Annotated in this window: 13 protein-coding genes; 3 read left to right on the top strand and 10 right to left on the bottom strand. The window is 64.2% G+C overall.

The genetic code is table 11. The annotated features are described in order from the left end of the window. Positions 1-312: 312 nt before the first annotated feature. The 6 genes from CTR55_RS18580 to acnB form a co-directional block, all read right to left on the bottom strand. Positions 313-804 (bottom strand): cytochrome C, encoded by a 492-nt coding sequence (locus CTR55_RS18580; RefSeq protein WP_296288294.1) that lies wholly within the window; start codon positions 802-804, stop codon positions 313-315. Between the two features lie 70 nt (positions 805-874). Beyond that, on the bottom strand, positions 875-1,303 hold the full coding sequence (locus tag CTR55_RS18575) for a thioesterase family protein (protein WP_296288293.1): 429 nt from the start codon (positions 1,301-1,303) through the stop codon (positions 875-877). 110 nt (positions 1,304-1,413) lie between these two features. Then, positions 1,414-2,106 (bottom strand): polysaccharide lyase family 7 protein, encoded by a 693-nt coding sequence (locus tag CTR55_RS18570; RefSeq protein WP_296288292.1) that lies wholly within the window; start codon positions 2,104-2,106, stop codon positions 1,414-1,416. A gap of 252 nt (positions 2,107-2,358) precedes the next feature. Then, positions 2,359-2,937 (bottom strand): ANTAR domain-containing protein, encoded by a 579-nt coding sequence (locus CTR55_RS18565; RefSeq protein WP_296288291.1) that lies wholly within the window; start codon positions 2,935-2,937, stop codon positions 2,359-2,361. Positions 2,938-2,939: 2 nt separating this feature from the next. After that, a complete protein-coding gene (locus tag CTR55_RS18560; protein ID WP_296288290.1) occupies positions 2,940-4,142 on the bottom strand; it encodes a CmpA/NrtA family ABC transporter substrate-binding protein in 1,203 nt (400 codons plus the stop codon). 421 nt (positions 4,143-4,563) lie between these two features. Then, positions 4,564-7,173: a bifunctional aconitate hydratase 2/2-methylisocitrate dehydratase gene (gene acnB / locus CTR55_RS18555; RefSeq protein ID WP_296288289.1), complete on the bottom strand. Its 2,610-nt coding sequence runs from the start codon at positions 7,171-7,173 to the stop codon at positions 4,564-4,566. A gap of 381 nt (positions 7,174-7,554) precedes the next feature. Here acnB and CTR55_RS18550 point away from each other — a divergent pair, with 381 nt between their 5' ends. Further along, entirely contained in the window at positions 7,555-8,031 is a 477-nt protein-coding gene (locus CTR55_RS18550; RefSeq protein ID WP_296288288.1) for a DUF1289 domain-containing protein, read from the top strand. Positions 8,032-8,174: 143 nt separating this feature from the next. Here the strand turns inward: CTR55_RS18550 and CTR55_RS18545 are convergent, their stop codons facing one another. After that, on the bottom strand, positions 8,175-9,038 hold the full coding sequence (locus CTR55_RS18545; RefSeq protein ID WP_296288287.1) for a universal stress protein: 864 nt from the start codon (positions 9,036-9,038) through the stop codon (positions 8,175-8,177). Between the two features lie 206 nt (positions 9,039-9,244). On the opposite strand from CTR55_RS18545, the gene miaE reads away from it, so the two are divergent. Beyond that, a complete protein-coding gene (gene miaE, locus CTR55_RS18540) occupies positions 9,245-9,847 on the top strand; it encodes a tRNA isopentenyl-2-thiomethyl-A-37 hydroxylase MiaE (protein ID WP_296288286.1) in 603 nt (200 codons plus the stop codon). Between the two features lie 155 nt (positions 9,848-10,002). Here the strand turns inward: miaE and CTR55_RS18535 are convergent, their stop codons facing one another. From CTR55_RS18535 to CTR55_RS18525, 3 genes are all read right to left on the bottom strand, one after another. Continuing rightward, the gene (locus tag CTR55_RS18535) at positions 10,003-11,331 is read right to left on the bottom strand and encodes an SPFH domain-containing protein (RefSeq protein WP_296288285.1); all 1,329 of its coding nucleotides are present in this window, start codon (positions 11,329-11,331) and stop codon (positions 10,003-10,005) included. 123 nt (positions 11,332-11,454) lie between these two features. Further along, positions 11,455-12,177 (bottom strand): UDP-2,3-diacylglucosamine diphosphatase, encoded by a 723-nt coding sequence (gene lpxH / locus CTR55_RS18530; protein ID WP_296288284.1) that lies wholly within the window; start codon positions 12,175-12,177, stop codon positions 11,455-11,457. 4 nt (positions 12,178-12,181) lie between these two features. Further along, positions 12,182-12,688, bottom strand: coding sequence for a peptidylprolyl isomerase (locus tag CTR55_RS18525; protein ID WP_296288283.1), 507 nt, complete (start codon positions 12,686-12,688; stop codon positions 12,182-12,184). A 121-nt stretch (positions 12,689-12,809) separates the two neighbouring features. Between CTR55_RS18525 and CTR55_RS18520 the strand changes: the two genes are divergently transcribed. Next, complete coding sequence (locus tag CTR55_RS18520; protein ID WP_296288395.1) at positions 12,810-14,492, top strand: glutamine--tRNA ligase/YqeY domain fusion protein; 1,683 nt, start codon at positions 12,810-12,812, stop codon at positions 14,490-14,492. Positions 14,493-14,494: the final 2 nt, after the last annotated feature.

Raw genomic sequence — 14,494 nt, 5'->3', positions numbered from 1 at the left:
ACACCTCATCAGCAACGGTAGAGGAGCCCGGTCGCGCGCCACGTGGCAGCCGCCGGGATCGAGAAGGTCCTGTGCCCCTGCGCCGGGGCAAACGAAAAAGGCGTCGCTCCACCCACCGCAGTGCGCGGGTGTGGATGCGACGCCTTTGTCGAAGTTGGGTAATCGCCGTTGATTACCATCGCCTTGTGCAGAGCAAGGCGCGGGCCAACAGCGGAAAATCCATGCGGGTCAGCAGGTTAGTGGGCCTGCCGGGTCGTAGGCTGAGCCACAACGGGGCGCACGCGGCGATGGCGTGCTCCCCGTTGGGGCGATTCAGGGCGCTGGCGGGGACGGGAAGAGCACGACCGGTCCCTTGGGCGTACCGCCGGGCGGCACGTAATCGGGAGCTCTGTTTCCGGCTGCACCCAGATGGCGGACATAGCGATAGATTCCGCGCAGATCGGCTTCGTCCATGATCCGCAGGGTGTGGGAGGGCATTGGCGGACGGAAGTTGGCCTGGCGCGCTACCGCCAGCCACTGCTCCTCGTCATAGGCCTGCATGGCCAGGCGCAGGTTGCTGGCGTAGGTGGTGCCCCAGGGGCCGCTCCAGCCGAGCTGGTCGCCGGTGAGCCAGGTGCTTTCGGGGACCTTGTCCGGGGCGAGGATGTAGCCCGCGGTGTGGCAGTCGTTGCAACCGGCGACTTGCACCAGATAGCGGCCGCGCTGGACCGGATCGGCATCCGCCGCATGGGCGATGGAAAACAGGGAAAGGAAGGGCAGGCACAGACAGCTGGACAGCGCGCCCACCCGCAGGAAGGACGGCATGCTGGGATCTCCTCTGGAGGCTGACGGGTACGACTCCAGAGGTATAGCGCGCCGCCGCTTCGCTTGCCGCTCAGGCGACCCAGTTGACGTTGGCGAAGGTGTCGCGGAACGCCTCGGGAATAGGCACCACCTTGTTGGCCTTGTAGTCGAAGAACACGAAGCCGGACTTGGCCATCGCCACCAGGGTGTCGTCGGCCGGGCGGGTGATGCGGAAGATGATGTCGCCGCCGTACTTGTTGAAGTCCATGACGCCGACCTCGAACAGCAACTGGTCGCGGGCGTGGGCTTCGGCGCGGTAGGTGGTGGCGAGGTCGGTGACGATGATGCCGGTCTCGCGGATGCCGTAGTCGAACAGGAAGCGTGCGCGGGCCTCGGAGATCATCGAGATCATCGAGTCGTTGCCCAGATGGTTGGCGCCGTTGATATCGGTGACGCGGACGGTGAGCTTGGTGCTGTAGATGAACAGTTCTTCGGGGAATTCCAGTTTCAGGCGGGCCATGGGCGCTCTCGATGACAATGCGGCGGGCAGTGCGGTGGTTGGTGCGGGCGGAAGTGCATTCTACGCGCAGTCCGCCCGCGCCGCGCCTCATCAGGCCAGTGAATGGCGCTTCAGCGGTGGGCCATGTTCAGGTGAAAGACGGTTACCCGCGCGCCTTCACTGCTGCTGCCGTAGTTGTCATTGATGTAGGCGCCGGCCTTGAAGTAGAGCAGTTGCTTGGACCAGGTGGTGCTGAGGATCTTGCGGTAGTAGTTGGCGCGGCCGTCGGAGCTTTCCACGCGGATGGCCAGGTTGCCCACCGAGGTGACGCGCAGGCTGTAGTTGAAGCGCTGGTCCAGGGCGAGGCCGTCCAGCAGTGGCACGTTGATGCTGGCGCTGTCGTCGGGGTGATTGCGTACCAGGGCTTCCAGCCGGCCGCTGCCCTGGCTGGGAATGTAGTGGTACTGCAGCTTGATCAGGGGTTCGCCGTCGCCGGTGTACGGCGAGCGACTGTGAATCTGACCGATGATGATCTTGTTCTTCGACGGCACCTGCTGGACGCTCATGGTCACGCGCAGTTCGTTATCGCCCTGGTTGTAGTACCAGTTGGCGACTTCGCCATTGCGCGTGGTCTCGCGCAGTTCGCTGCGTGGATAGACGCTGTCGGAGGTGTGCGAGCCGGTCACGGGCACCCAGAACACCACCTGGCTGCCGCCGCGCTGGAAGTAGCGGCTTTCATAGCCTCGGGCGATCTGCTGGGTGGTGACTTCGGTGGGACGTGGGTCGGTGGGAACGCTGAGGTTCCAGGTGCTGAGGTCGATCATGGGCTTGCCCTTGCTGAGCCGCACAGGCGGCGAGGTCGGGTGGGCGCCGAGGTGCCTAGCCGGCGGCGGCCACTGCGATGCGCCATCGAACCCTGCCGATGACGCTCCTGGGGCCCGGCCAGGAGACCGGGCGGCCGCAGCATAGGGCGTTGCGGGCGAGGCGGGGGCCAGCTGGGCGGGTGGCGAAATGATCGCGCCTTGCCGCCGCTGGCAGTTGGCCGGCCTCACGCTTTCAGCATCGGCACCCCAACATCAGTGCCCCAACATCTCGTGCATCGCGATGATCTGTTCCGCCACCTGCGCGAGCTTCTGCTGGCGGCCCATGGCCTGGCGGCGCATCAGGGTGTAGGCCTCTTCCTCGGCGCAGCCTTTCATTTTCATCAGCAGACCCTTGGCCAGCTCGATGCGTTTGCGCTCGGCCAGTTGCAGCTCGCGCGCCTGCAGTTGGGCACGCAGGGCCTGGTCGCTCTCGAAGCGGGCCATGGCGACATCGAGGATCGGCTGCAGGCGCTCGGCCTGGATGCCCTCGACGATATAGGCGCTGACCCCGGAACGGATGGCCTGGCGCATCACCTGTGGGTCGTGCTCGTCGGTGAACATGACGATCGGGCGCGGCTGGTCACGGCTGACCAGCACCACCTGTTCCATCACGTCGCGGCCGGGGGACTCGGTGTCGATGAGGATCACGTCGGGGTGCAGGGCCTCGACCCGTTGCGCCAGGTCGACCGTGAGGCCGGATTCGTCGATCACCTCGAAGCCGCACTCCACCAGGGCGGCCTTGAGGCGCCCGACCTTTTTTGCGGTGTCGTTGATCAGCAGGACGCGCAGCATGCTCAACCTCGCTCCGCCAGGGCATTCAGCTCGAAGCTGCGGGCGTAACCGGTCGGGTCGCTGCCGTCCCAGAGGCGACCGTCGATCAGGGTCGAGGCGCGCATCAGGGCTTTTGGCACGCCGACGCCCACGGCGCTGGCGGCTTCGCGGTACAGATCGAGCTGCTGGACCTGGCGGGCGATGCCGAGGTAGTCGACGTCCTCGCGCAGCAGGCCCCAGCGGCGGAACTGGGTCATGAACCAGAGCCCATCGGACAGCCAGGGAAAGGTCGCCTGACCGTCGTTGAAGAAGCGCAGCGGGTGCGCGTCCTGCCAGGCGTGGCCGAGGCCATCCTGATAGCGGCCGAGCAGGCGCGGTTCGACGCTGGCGAGCGGGGCGTTGACGTAGTCCTCGCTGCTGATCAACTGGGCGGCGCTGCGCAGGTTGTCCTCGCTGGCTTCGATGAAGCGGCTCGCGTCGAGGAGGCTCATGATCAGTGCGCGGGCGGTATTGGGGTACTGCTCGACGAAGGCGCGGGTGGTGCCCAGCACCTTTTCCGGGTGGTCTGGCCAGATCTGCTGGCTGGTGGCGAGGGTGAAGCCCATGCCTTCGTCCACCGCCAGGGCGCCCCAGGGGCCACCGGCGCAGAAACCGTCGATGCGCCCGGCCTTCAGGTGCTCGACCATCTGCGCCGGCGGCACCACCAGGCTGCGCACGTCCCGCAGGGGATGTATGCCGTGGGCAGCCAGCCAGTAGTACAGCCACATGGCGTGGGTGCCGGTGGGGAAGGTGTGGGCGAGGGTCAGCTGCGCACCGTTCTGGCGCACATGGCTTTGCAGTGCTTCAGCGCAGGTCACGCCGTCGCGCATCAGCGGGGCGGAGAGGTTGATCGACTGACCGTTCTGGCACAGCCCCATGAGTACGGCCATGTCGGTAGCCGGCGCGCCGCCCAGGCCCAGTTGCAGGTCGTAGATGAGCCCGTAGAGGCTCTGCGCCGCATCCAGCTCGCCGCTGAGCAGGCGGTCACGCAGCCCGGCCCAGGAGTTCTGCCGTTGCAGGTTCAGGGTCAGCCCGTAGGGCTGGCCAAAGCCCTGGGTCGCGGCCACCACCAGCGAGGCGGAGTCGGTGAGGGCCATGTAGCCCAGGTTGAGCGCGGTCTTCTCCGGGGCATCGGAGCCGGCCACCCAGGCCAGGCTGTCCGGCAGTGCGCTGCTGCTGTCGATCATTTCCACCTCTGCACACACTCTCAATGCACGCTCAACGCAAGAGAATGGCGCCGCGCCACCTGCCGTCAGAGGAGGTGACCGCGACGCCATTGTCGATTGTTGATTGTCGGGAGCGATCCGCCGTTGGATCGCAGGTGTCAGGAGTGGAGCAAGGGCTGTGCCAGGCGGGTGGGCAAAAAAGAAGCCCCGCCATGGAGGCGGGGCGCAGAGGAAGGGAGCGCACCTCTGGAGGGTTCCACAAGGGCACCTGAGCACGGATATCGGCAGGAGCCTGTTGTCCACCATAGCCCTCGAAGCCCGAGGCGCAACCGGTCAATAAGTATTAGGCCCATCGTTAGGATGGGTGCGAAGCGCTCTATTTCGGCCCTTGCAGAAAAGAAAAGCCCCGCACGAGGCGGGGCTTTTCATCACGCTAGGAGACTCAGACCTGAACGGCTGGGATCTTCGCGTTGGCTGCAGCTTCGCGGAACTCGGCGATCTGGTCGAAGCTCAGGTAGCGATAGATATCGGCAGACATGCTGTCGATGTCCTTCGCGTAGGCCATGTACTCCTCGATGGTCGGCAGTTTGCCGATGATCGAAGCGACGGCGGCCAGCTCGGCGGATGCCAGGAACACGTCGGTGGCGTCGCCCAGACGGTTCGGGAAGTTACGGGTCGAAGTGGAGACCACGGTCGAACCGGTCTGTACGCGAGCCTGGTTACCCATGCACAGCGAGCAGCCCGGCATTTCCATGCGCGCGCCAGCCTTGCCGTAGATGCCGTAGTAGCCTTCCTCGGTCAGCTGGTGGGCGTCCATCTTGGTCGGCGGAGCCAGCCACAGACGGGTCGGAATGCCACCCTTGACCTTGTCCAGCAGTTTGCCGGCAGCGCGGAAGTGACCGATGTTGGTCATGCAGGAGCCGATGAAGACTTCATCGATCTTGCGGCCTTGAACGCTGGACAGCAGACGGGCGTCGTCCGGGTCGTTCGGAGCGCAGAGGACCGGCTCCTTGACGTCGGCCAGGTCGATCTCGATGACCGCGGCGTACTCGGCGTCCTTGTCGGCTTCCAGCAGCTGCGGGTTGGCCAGCCAGGCTTCCATCGCTTGCGCGCGGCGCTCCAGGGTGCGGGCGTCGCCGTAACCTTCGCCGATCATCCAGCGCAGCAGGGTGATGTTGGACTTCAGGTATTCGGCGATGGCGTCTTCCGGCAGCTTGATGGTGCAACCGGCAGCCGAACGCTCGGCAGAGGCGTCGGACAGCTCGAAGGCTTGCTCGACGGTCAGGTCGTTCAGACCTTCGATCTCGAGGATGCGGCCGGAGAAGATGTTCTTCTTGCCTTTCTTCTCGACGGTCAGCAGGCCCGCCTGGATGGCGTAGTAGGGGATCGCATGGACCAGGTCACGCAGGGTGATGCCCGGTTGCAGCTTGCCCTTGAAACGCACCAGAACCGATTCCGGCATGTCCAGCGGCATGACGCCGGTGGCAGCGGCGAAGGCGACCAGGCCGGAACCGGCCGGGAAGCTGATGCCGATCGGGAAGCGGGTGTGCGAGTCACCGCCGGTGCCGACGGTGTCAGGCAGCAGCATGCGGTTCAGCCAGCTGTGGATGATGCCGTCGCCCGGACGCAGGGAGACACCACCGCGGGTCATGATGAAGTCCGGCAGGGTGTGGTGGGTCTTGACGTCGATCGGCTTCGGATAAGCGGCGGTGTGGCAGAAGGACTGCATCACCAGGTCGGCGGAGAAGCCCAGGCAAGCCAGGTCTTTCAGCTCGTCGCGGGTCATCGGGCCGGTGGTGTCCTGGGAACCGACGGTGGTCATCTTCGGTTCGCAGTAGGTGCCCGGACGTACGCCCTGGCCTTCGGCCAGACCGCAGGCGCGGCCAACCATCTTCTGGGCGAGGGTGAAGCCCTTGCCGCTGTCTACCGGAGCTTCCGGCTTCTTGAACAGGTCGGATGCCGCCAGGCCGAGTTCGGCACGGGCCTTCTCGGTCAGGCCACGGCCAACGATCAGCGGAATACGGCCGCCGGCGCGGACTTCGTCCAGCAGAACCGGGGTCTTCAGCTCGAAGGTGGTGACCACTTCGCCGCTGTCATGACGCACGACCTTGCCTTCGTACGGGTACACGTCGATGACGTCGCCCATGGCCAGGTTGGTGCAGTCGAATTCGATCGGCAGGGCGCCGGCGTCTTCCATGGTGTTGTAGAAGATCGGGGCGATCTTGGTGCCGAAGCAGAAACCGCCGCCGCGCTTGTTCGGCACGTAGGGGATGTCGTCGCCGAAGAACCACAGCACCGAGTTGGTGGCGGACTTGCGGGAGGAGCCGGTACCGACCACGTCACCGACGTAGGCGACCGGGAAGCCCTTGGCCTTGACGGCTTCGATCTGCGTCAGCGGACCGACGGAGCCCGGCTGGATCGGCTCGATGCCGTCACGGGCCATTTTCAGCATGGCCAGGGCGTGCAGCGGGATGTCAGGGCGCGACCAGGCGTCCGGAGCGGGCGACAGGTCGTCGGTGTTGGTTTCGCCGGGGACCTTGAACACGGTCAGGGTCAGCTTCTCGGCGACGGCCGGACGGGCCTTGAACCACTCGCCATCGGCCCAGGACTGCAGCACGGCCTTGGCGGCGGCGTTGCCTTTCTTGGCGCGCTCGGCAACGTCGTGGAAGGCGTCGAACATCAGCAGGGTGTGCTTCAGTTGCGCGGCGGCAACTTCAGCCAGCTCGGCGCTGTCCAGCAGCTCGACCATGGTGGTGATGTTGTAGCCACCCTGCATGGTGCCCAGCAGCTCGAGGGCGCGGGTCTTGGAGAGCAGCGGGGAAGTGGCTTCGCCCTTGGCAACGGCGGACAGGAAGCCGGCCTTGACGTAGGCAGCTTCGTCCACGCCCGGCGGGACGCGGTTGGTGATCAGGTCGAGGAGAAATTCTTCTTCGCCGGCCGGCGGGTTCTTCAGGAGTTCGATCAGACCAGCGGTCTGTTCGGCGTTCAGCGGCTGGGGCACGACGCCCTGGGCGGCACGCTCTTCTACGTGTTTGCGATAGGCTTCAAGCACAGTATTTCCCTCATCAGTGGTCCCGGAGGACGCGTATCCAGGAGACCTCTCCGATCCATTCGTCAGGCATGGTGGACGGTAATCCACTGACCTACGACGGCACCGGCGATCTCCGGGCAGAAGCTGTTTTCAAAGTTTTACGCCGGGCTGGCCTGGGACTGATGGGTCTGGACGCTTGAGGGGAACGCCAGACCGCGCGGCTGCCGGAATCTGTGCTTCGTGACGCTTTGAAAACAGCTTCTTTCGGACAATGACGCCAAAAAGGCGGACCTAGTCTAATGGAATTAACCGGCCTTGGTAAGCCGATTTACGTGGCTCCGAAGGGTGATCTTGCCTAGACAAAGGGCTAACATGTCGCCTTTGCCCGCTACCTGTTGCCCCATGTCTTCTCAGCGCATCAAAACCCCCTGTGTCGGGCTCTGCTCGACGGTCTATGGCGACCTGGTCTGCCGTGGCTGCAAGCGTTTCCATCACGAAGTGGTGAACTGGAACCGTTACGGCGACGAGGAGAAACGGGCGGTCCTGAGCCGTCTGGAGATCCTGCTGGCGCAGGTGATGATGGCCAAGCTGGAAGTCTTCGATGCGCCCCTGCTGCGCAGCCAGCTGGAGCAGCGGCAGATTCGCTTCGTGCCCGAGCAGTCGCCCTATTGCTGGGCCTACCAGTTGATCGCCCGCGGCTCGCGGATGATCAATCAGGTGGAAGCCTACGGTCTGGCGCTGCTGCCGGAGTTCCGCGGATGGCCGCTGCCGGACCTGCGCGATGCCATCGACAAGGAGTTCTTCATTCTCTCCGAGGCGCATTACGAGCGTTACATTGCGCCGAGCTTCCTGGTCGAGGGATTGGAGCCGCAGGCCTGATTCGCCCTGCGCATTGAAAAAGCCGCCTCGAAGGGCGGCTTTTTTGCGGGCTTTTCGTAGGAGCGAACTTGCTCGCGAACGGATTTACCAGCAGCTCCAACGTTGAGCGGGTTCGCGAGCTGCCGGTATTCAATCCGCGTTCGTCAGGGCTTAGCGGCGATCTCTTCCAGGTGGGCGACGATGTCGTCTGGCTTGAGGACCAGGATGTCGCTTTCCAGGGAGTCGAGCACGACTTCGGCGGTGTTGCCGATCAGCGCGCCGGACAGCCCGGTGCGCGCCACGCTGCCGATCACCGTCACTGCCGCGTCGAGGTTATGGGCCGCGCGCGGGATCAGGACATCCGCCGGGCCTTCCTCGATGTGCAGGTGCTGGTCGTCCACGCCGTATTCAGCCTGGAACGTCTTGCAGGCCTCGCGGTACTTGGCCTCGATGGTTTCGCTGAGCTGGAAGGTCGGGTCGGCGGCCGAGAGCATGGGGGAGGGGTGGGCGCTGATGACATGCAACTGGCCGTGGGCGAGCCCGGCAATGTCGTAGGCGTGGCTGACGATCCCGGCGTGCAGGGTGCGGTGCTCGATGTCGTTGTTGCCCACGTCCACGGCGGCGAGGATGTTGCGCCCGGCCCAGGGCAGGCTGGTCTTCACCAGCAGTACGGGGGACGGGCAGAAGCGCAGCAGCTTCCAGTCGTCGGGGGTGAGCAGGGCTTTCTTCAGCGGGTTGTCCGGGCTGTGCTGCTTGATCACCAGCCCGCAGCCTTCGGCCTGCTGCTCGGCGATGATGGTCTGGTGCAGGTTTTCCTTCCACGCCTGGCGGCTGGAGGCGCTGAAACCTTCCTGGCGCAATACCTCGGCAACTTGCTCGAGCTTGGCGCTGTAGTCGGCGCGACGTTCGCAGGCCAGCAGGTGCAGGTGCGACTGGGTCACGCTGGCAATCAGGCGGGCCCGTTTCAGTGCGAGACCTTCCGGCTGGTCCGGGTCCACGACTACGAGGATGCTACGGATGGCTTGCATGATCGTCTCCCTTCGTGCGCGTTGTTTATGTGGAACAACTGTAGTCGGGTTATCTCACTCATGACGTTGAGGCATATCAACGCCGGACGCTGGTTCCGCGCAGCGGCCCTCGTATAATGCCCCGCCTTTATGACACCGGCCAGCGATTGGCGGGTGCGCCAAGTGTTTGCGCCGCTGCGCGGCGGCCTGCGGGTTGGAGAAAGAACATGCTGTCTGAAATCAGGGAATTCCTCGGTTGTGCCACGCCGGATGCGTGGGTGGAAGCCGCGCTGCGCGATCCGGCGGTGATGCTGATCGACCACAAGAACAATGAGTTCAAGGCCGCCAGCACAGCCCTGGCCCTGATCGCCAAGTACAGCACCCACGAGGAGCTGGTGAACTTCATGTCGCGCCTGGCGCGGGAGGAGTTGCGCCACCATGAGCAGGTGCTGGCGATCCTGAAGAAGCGTGGCATACCGCTGCGGGCGATCTCTGCCGGCCGCTACGCTTCCGGCTTGCGCGCCGTGGTGCGCAGCCATGAGCCGAAAAAGCTGGTGGACACGCTGATCGTCGGCGCCTTCATCGAATGCCGCAGCTGCGAGCGCTTCGCCGCGCTGGTGGATCACCTGGACGCGGATCTCGCCAAGTTCTACGGCTCGCTGCTGAAATCCGAAGCGCGACACTTCCAGGGCTACCTGAGCCTGGCGCGCCGCTATGGCGATGAAGCCGACATCGAGCGTCGCGTGGTGGAAATCCGTGAAGTGGAGGCTGGGCTGATCCAGTCGCCCGACAGCGAGTTCCGCTTCCACAGCGGTGTGCCGATGGAGTAGGTGGCCTGAGTCGGACATCGGAATGAAAAAAGCGCCCAGTTCGGCGCTTTTTTCTTGGCTGCTTTTTGTAGGAGCGAGCTTGCTCGCGAACGGAGTTCCCGGCCGCTCTGTAGCCGGGTTGGTTCGCCAGCAAGCTCGCTCCTACAATTCCCGTGTCAGTCCTTTACCTTCAGATCCAGCGCCAGGTCGCGCGCGGCCTTGGTGGCGAGCACGCCCATCAGTTGGCCGATCTCGTCCTGGCGACTGCTGGCGCCGGTCCCGCTGCCGGCCATCATCACGCTGGGTACCGGTGCCTGGGCGGCCGCTTCGGCCCATACCTTGTTGATGGCGATCAGCGCGTCGAGCTTGGGCTGCAGTGCGCCGTCTGCCTTGATCACCGCTTCACGGGCATAGGCGTCGGCGTCGGCGGTGATCTTGGTGGCTTGAGCGGTGACGGCAGCCTTGTCGCGCAGTAGTTCGGCGGTCTGCTTCTCGATCTCGGCGCGCTGCTTCTCGCGCTCGGCGTTGATCACGGCGAGCTGCTTTTCGGTTTCCGCCTGAGTGGTGCGCTCGATCTGGTCGCGCAGGGTTTCCTGGCGCTTGGCTTCCACTTCCTTCTCGCCGCGGGCGGTGACCAGCAGTTTCTCTTCCTCTTCCTTCAGGCGGTTCTGCCGGGCTACCGCCAACTCGGCCAGTGCCTGCTGTACCTTGACCATGCGCTGCTTGTACTGCGGGTTCGGGTCGACGTTGGTGATGCGCGCCTCCACCACTTCCACGCCGAACTTGCGGAACTGCTGCTGCTTGCGCACCGGGATGCCCTTGGCGTCGATGACCTTCTCGGTGACGAACTGGCTGGCGTTGTTGTCGCCGTAGCTGCCCTGCTCGGTGCCGGCCTGGAGGATCGCGGTCTGGTGCGGGACTGCGCCACGCGGGCCGCGGACTTCCTTGCGCTTGATCAGGTACAGGCCGTCGTTGAGCTGATTCTCGAACTCTGCGGCGAATTCGCTGCGGGCGCCGGCGTAATAGTCGTCGGCGGTCATCAGCGAGGCGGTGGCCTGCAGGGTTTCCTTGATCGCCGGGACCAGCGCGGTGCGGATGAAGTTGTCCGGGTTGCGGTACTCCTGGGCCATCTTCAGGAACTGGTCGCCGCCGGGCAGGCGGAAGCGCGCAGAGGATTCGACCTTGGCGTCGACGTTGCCGAGGAAGACGATGGGGAAGGCTTCGATGGTGGCGCCCAGCCCGTCGTTGTCCGGGTTGTTGTCGTTCTCGTCCATGATCAGCACGGATTGCACGCTGATGGCTTTCTTCCAGGTAGTCGCGCGGCCGAACCATTTGGTGGCGTAACCCACGTCGTCGACAATCTTCTCGTCGCCGAAGATGGTCCGCACGTGGGTCATGAAGCCGGCTTCGTTATAGAAGAAGACGCCGTTGAACAGAATGAAAGCGGCGGCGACCAGTGCCAGGGGCAGGGCGCCGAACTTGATGAGGTTTCCCTTGCTGAACATGTTTCTTCCTTGATTGAGCAAACCGGCAATGCTGCTCAAGGCGGCCGGTTGCGGTCAAGCGGAAGCGTCTTATTGTGCGTATGGGTTAACGTCAGATGGCCACTATTGCGGTGGCCATTATGCTCAGAGCGGGAAGGGCGCCTGCTCCAGGCCCTGTTCGTCAGCTTCCAGAGCCCAACCCTGGCTGTCCCAGTCGCCAAGGACGATGCGCCGCGCGGGGCGGCCGTCGATCTCCAGTTCATGGACGGCAGGGCGGTGGGTGTGGCCGTGGATCAGGATGCGCACGCCGTTATCGCGCATGATGCGCTCCACCTCCGCCGGGGTGACGTCGACGATGTCGCTGGCCTTCATGCGCGTCTGCGCGCGGCTTTCCTTGCGCAGCTTGCGCGCCAGCTTGTGGCGGGTGGCCAGGGGCAGGTTGCGCAGGATGAACAGTGTCAGCGGATTGCGCAGCCAGCGGCGCAGTTTCATATAGGCCGCGTCGAGGGTGCACAGGCTGTCGCCGTGCATCAGCAGGATTTTCTCGCCATCCAGGTCGATCAGGCTGGGGTCCCGCAGCAGGGTGCAGCCGGCCTCGCGGCAGAACGCCTGGCCGATCAGGAAGTCGCGGTTGCCGTGCATCAGGTAGATGCGCGTGCCGCCGTCGGACACTTCACGCAAGGCGCGGGCGATCGAGCGCTGGAATTGGTCCATGCCGTCATCGCCGATCCAGGCTTCGAAGAAGTCTCCGAGGATGTACAGCGCTTGCGCCGCACGGGCGCGGGTGGCGAGGAAATGCAAGAACGCCCGGGTAATATCCGGGCGTTCTTCTTCGAGATGCAGGTCCGAGATGAACAGGACGCTCATCTATTTACTCGCCGATGACTTCGGCTTTCTCGATGATCACGTCGTCGGCCGGCACGTCCTGGTGGCCGGAGCGCATGGTGGTGGCGACGGCCTTGATCTTGTTGACCACGTCCATGCCGTCCTTCACTTCACCGAACACGCAGTAGCCCCAGCCCTGCACGGTCGGCGCGCTGTGGTTGAGGAAATCGTTGTCGGCCACGTTGATGAAGAACTGCGCGCTGGCCGAGTGCGGTTCCATGGTGCGGGCCATGGCCACGGTGCCGATCTTGTTGCCGACGCCGTTGTTGGCTTCGTTCTTGATCGACTTGCGGGTGGACTTCTGCTTCATGCCCGGCTCGAAACCGCCGCCCTGGACCATGAAGTTGTTGATCACGCGGTGGAATACGGTGTTGTCGTAATGGCCAGCCTGTACGTACTCCTTGAAGTTGGCCACGGTTTCCGGCGCCTTGTCGTCGAAGAGTTCAAGGGTGATATCGCCGAAGTTGGTCTGCAGTTTGACGGTGGTAGGCATCAGGGAATTCCGCTCTTTGGAAAAATCGAAGGCCTGTCAGGGGGTTGACAGCTTCGGCTATGATAAGCGCTTTGGTTTGGCTGGCCTACCCTGGCCGAACACCAGCATGATCAAGGACACCATGAGCAAGCCTACCGCCGATACGAAAGAAGCCACTGTTGCCGCCAATTTCCTGCGCCCGATCGTTCAGGCCGACCTGGAAAGTGGCAAGCACCAGAAGATCGTCACCCGCTTCCCGCCGGAGCCCAACGGCTACCTGCATATCGGCCATGCCAAGTCCATCTGTCTGAACTTCGGCCTGGCCAAGGAGTTCGGCGGTGACTGCCACCTGCGCTTCGACGACACCAACCCGGCGAAGGAAGACCAGGAATACATCGACGCCATCGAGGCCGATGTGAAGTGGCTGGGCTTCGAGTGGGCTGGCCAGGTGCGCTACGCGTCCAACTATTTCGATCAGTTGCACGCTTGGGCGGTTGATCTGATCAAGGCCGGCAAGGCCTTCGTCTGCGACCTGAACGCCGAGGAAATGCGCGCCTACCGTGGATCGCTCACCGAGCCAGGCAAGAACAGCCCGTTCCGTGACCGTTCGGTAGAAGAGAACCTGGATCTGTTCGCCCGCATGAAAGCCGGCGAGTTCCCGGACGGCGCCCGTTCGCTGCGTGCGAAGGTCGACATGGCCTCGCCGAACATCAACCTGCGCGACCCGATCCTCTACCGAATCCGCCACGCCCATCACCACCAGACGGGCGACAAGTGGTGCATCTACCCCAGCTACGACTTCACCCACGGCCAGTCGGACGCCATCGAGGGCATCACCCACTCCATCTGCACCCTGGAGTTCGAGGATCACCGCCCGCTGTACGAGTGGTTCCTGGCTAACCTGCCGGTCCCGGCGCAGCCGCGTCAGTACGAATTCGCGCGCCTGAACCTGAATTACACCATCACCAGCAAGCGCAAGCTCAAGCAACTGGTCGATGAAAACCACGTGCATGGCTGGGACGACCCGCGCATGTCGACACTGTCCGGCTATCGTCGCCGTGGCTATACCGCCGCTTCGATCCGCACCTTCTGCGACATGATCGGCGTGAACCGCGCCGGCGGCGTGGTGGACATCGGCATGCTGGAGTTCGCCATCCGTGACGACCTGGATGCCAATGCCGGTCGCGCCATGTGCGTGCTCAAGCCGCTGAAGGTGGTGATCACCAACTACCCGGAAGGCCAGGTCGAGAACCTCGAGCTGCCGCGCCATCCGAAGCAGGACATGGGCGTGCGCGTGCTGCCGTTCAGCCGCGAGATCTACATCGATGCCAGCGACTTCGAGGAAGTCCCGCCGGCCGGCTACAAGCGCCTGATCCCGGGTGGCGAAGTGCGCCTGCGCGGCAGCTACGTGATCCGTGCCGACGAAGCCATCAAGGATGCCGCCGGCAACATCGTCGAACTGCGCTGCAGCTATGACGAGAACACCCTGGGCAAGAACCCCGAGGGCCGCAAGGTCAAGGGCGTGATCCACTGGGTGCCGGCCGCCGAAAGCGTCGAGTGCGAAGTGCGCCTGTATGACCGCCTGTTCCGCTCCGCCAACCCGGAGAAGTCCGAAGAGGGCGGCAGCTTCCTCGACAACATCAACCCGGACTCCCTGGTGGTGCTCAAGGGTTGCCGCGCCGAGCCGTCGCTGGCCAGCGCCACTGCCGAGGATCGCTTCCAGTTCGAGCGCGAGGGCTATTTCTGCGCGGATGCCAGGGACTCCAAGGCTGACGCCCTGGTATTCAACCGCACTGTGACCCTGCGCGACTCCTGGGGGCAGTAACG

It is taken from the genome of Pseudomonas sp. (assembly GCF_002796985.1).
Taxonomy (GTDB): Bacteria; Pseudomonadota; Gammaproteobacteria; order Pseudomonadales; family Pseudomonadaceae; genus Pseudomonas.
Note: the sequence above shows the minus strand (reverse complement) of the source record. Positions and strands in the feature narration are given on the sequence as shown.

Coding starts and splice junctions, on each gene's coding strand:
- CTR55_RS18560 (WP_296288290.1), bottom strand. CDS start 4,142: ATGATCGACAGCAGCAGCGCACTGCCGGACAGCCTGGCCTGGGTGGCC.
- CTR55_RS18575 (WP_296288293.1), bottom strand. CDS start 1,303: ATGGCCCGCCTGAAACTGGAATTCCCCGAAGAACTGTTCATCTACAGC.
- CTR55_RS18525 (WP_296288283.1), bottom strand. CDS start 12,688: ATGCCTACCACCGTCAAACTGCAGACCAACTTCGGCGATATCACCCTT.
- CTR55_RS18570 (WP_296288292.1), bottom strand. CDS start 2,106: ATGATCGACCTCAGCACCTGGAACCTCAGCGTTCCCACCGACCCACGT.
- CTR55_RS18520 (WP_296288395.1), top strand. CDS start 12,810: ATGAGCAAGCCTACCGCCGATACGAAAGAAGCCACTGTTGCCGCCAAT.
- miaE (WP_296288286.1), top strand. CDS start 9,245: ATGCTGTCTGAAATCAGGGAATTCCTCGGTTGTGCCACGCCGGATGCG.
- CTR55_RS18550 (WP_296288288.1), top strand. CDS start 7,555: ATGTCTTCTCAGCGCATCAAAACCCCCTGTGTCGGGCTCTGCTCGACG.
- lpxH (WP_296288284.1), bottom strand. CDS start 12,177: ATGAGCGTCCTGTTCATCTCGGACCTGCATCTCGAAGAAGAACGCCCG.
- CTR55_RS18535 (WP_296288285.1), bottom strand. CDS start 11,331: ATGTTCAGCAAGGGAAACCTCATCAAGTTCGGCGCCCTGCCCCTGGCA.
- CTR55_RS18545 (WP_296288287.1), bottom strand. CDS start 9,038: ATGCAAGCCATCCGTAGCATCCTCGTAGTCGTGGACCCGGACCAGCCG.
- CTR55_RS18580 (WP_296288294.1), bottom strand. CDS start 804: ATGCCGTCCTTCCTGCGGGTGGGCGCGCTGTCCAGCTGTCTGTGCCTG.
- CTR55_RS18565 (WP_296288291.1), bottom strand. CDS start 2,937: ATGCTGCGCGTCCTGCTGATCAACGACACCGCAAAAAAGGTCGGGCGC.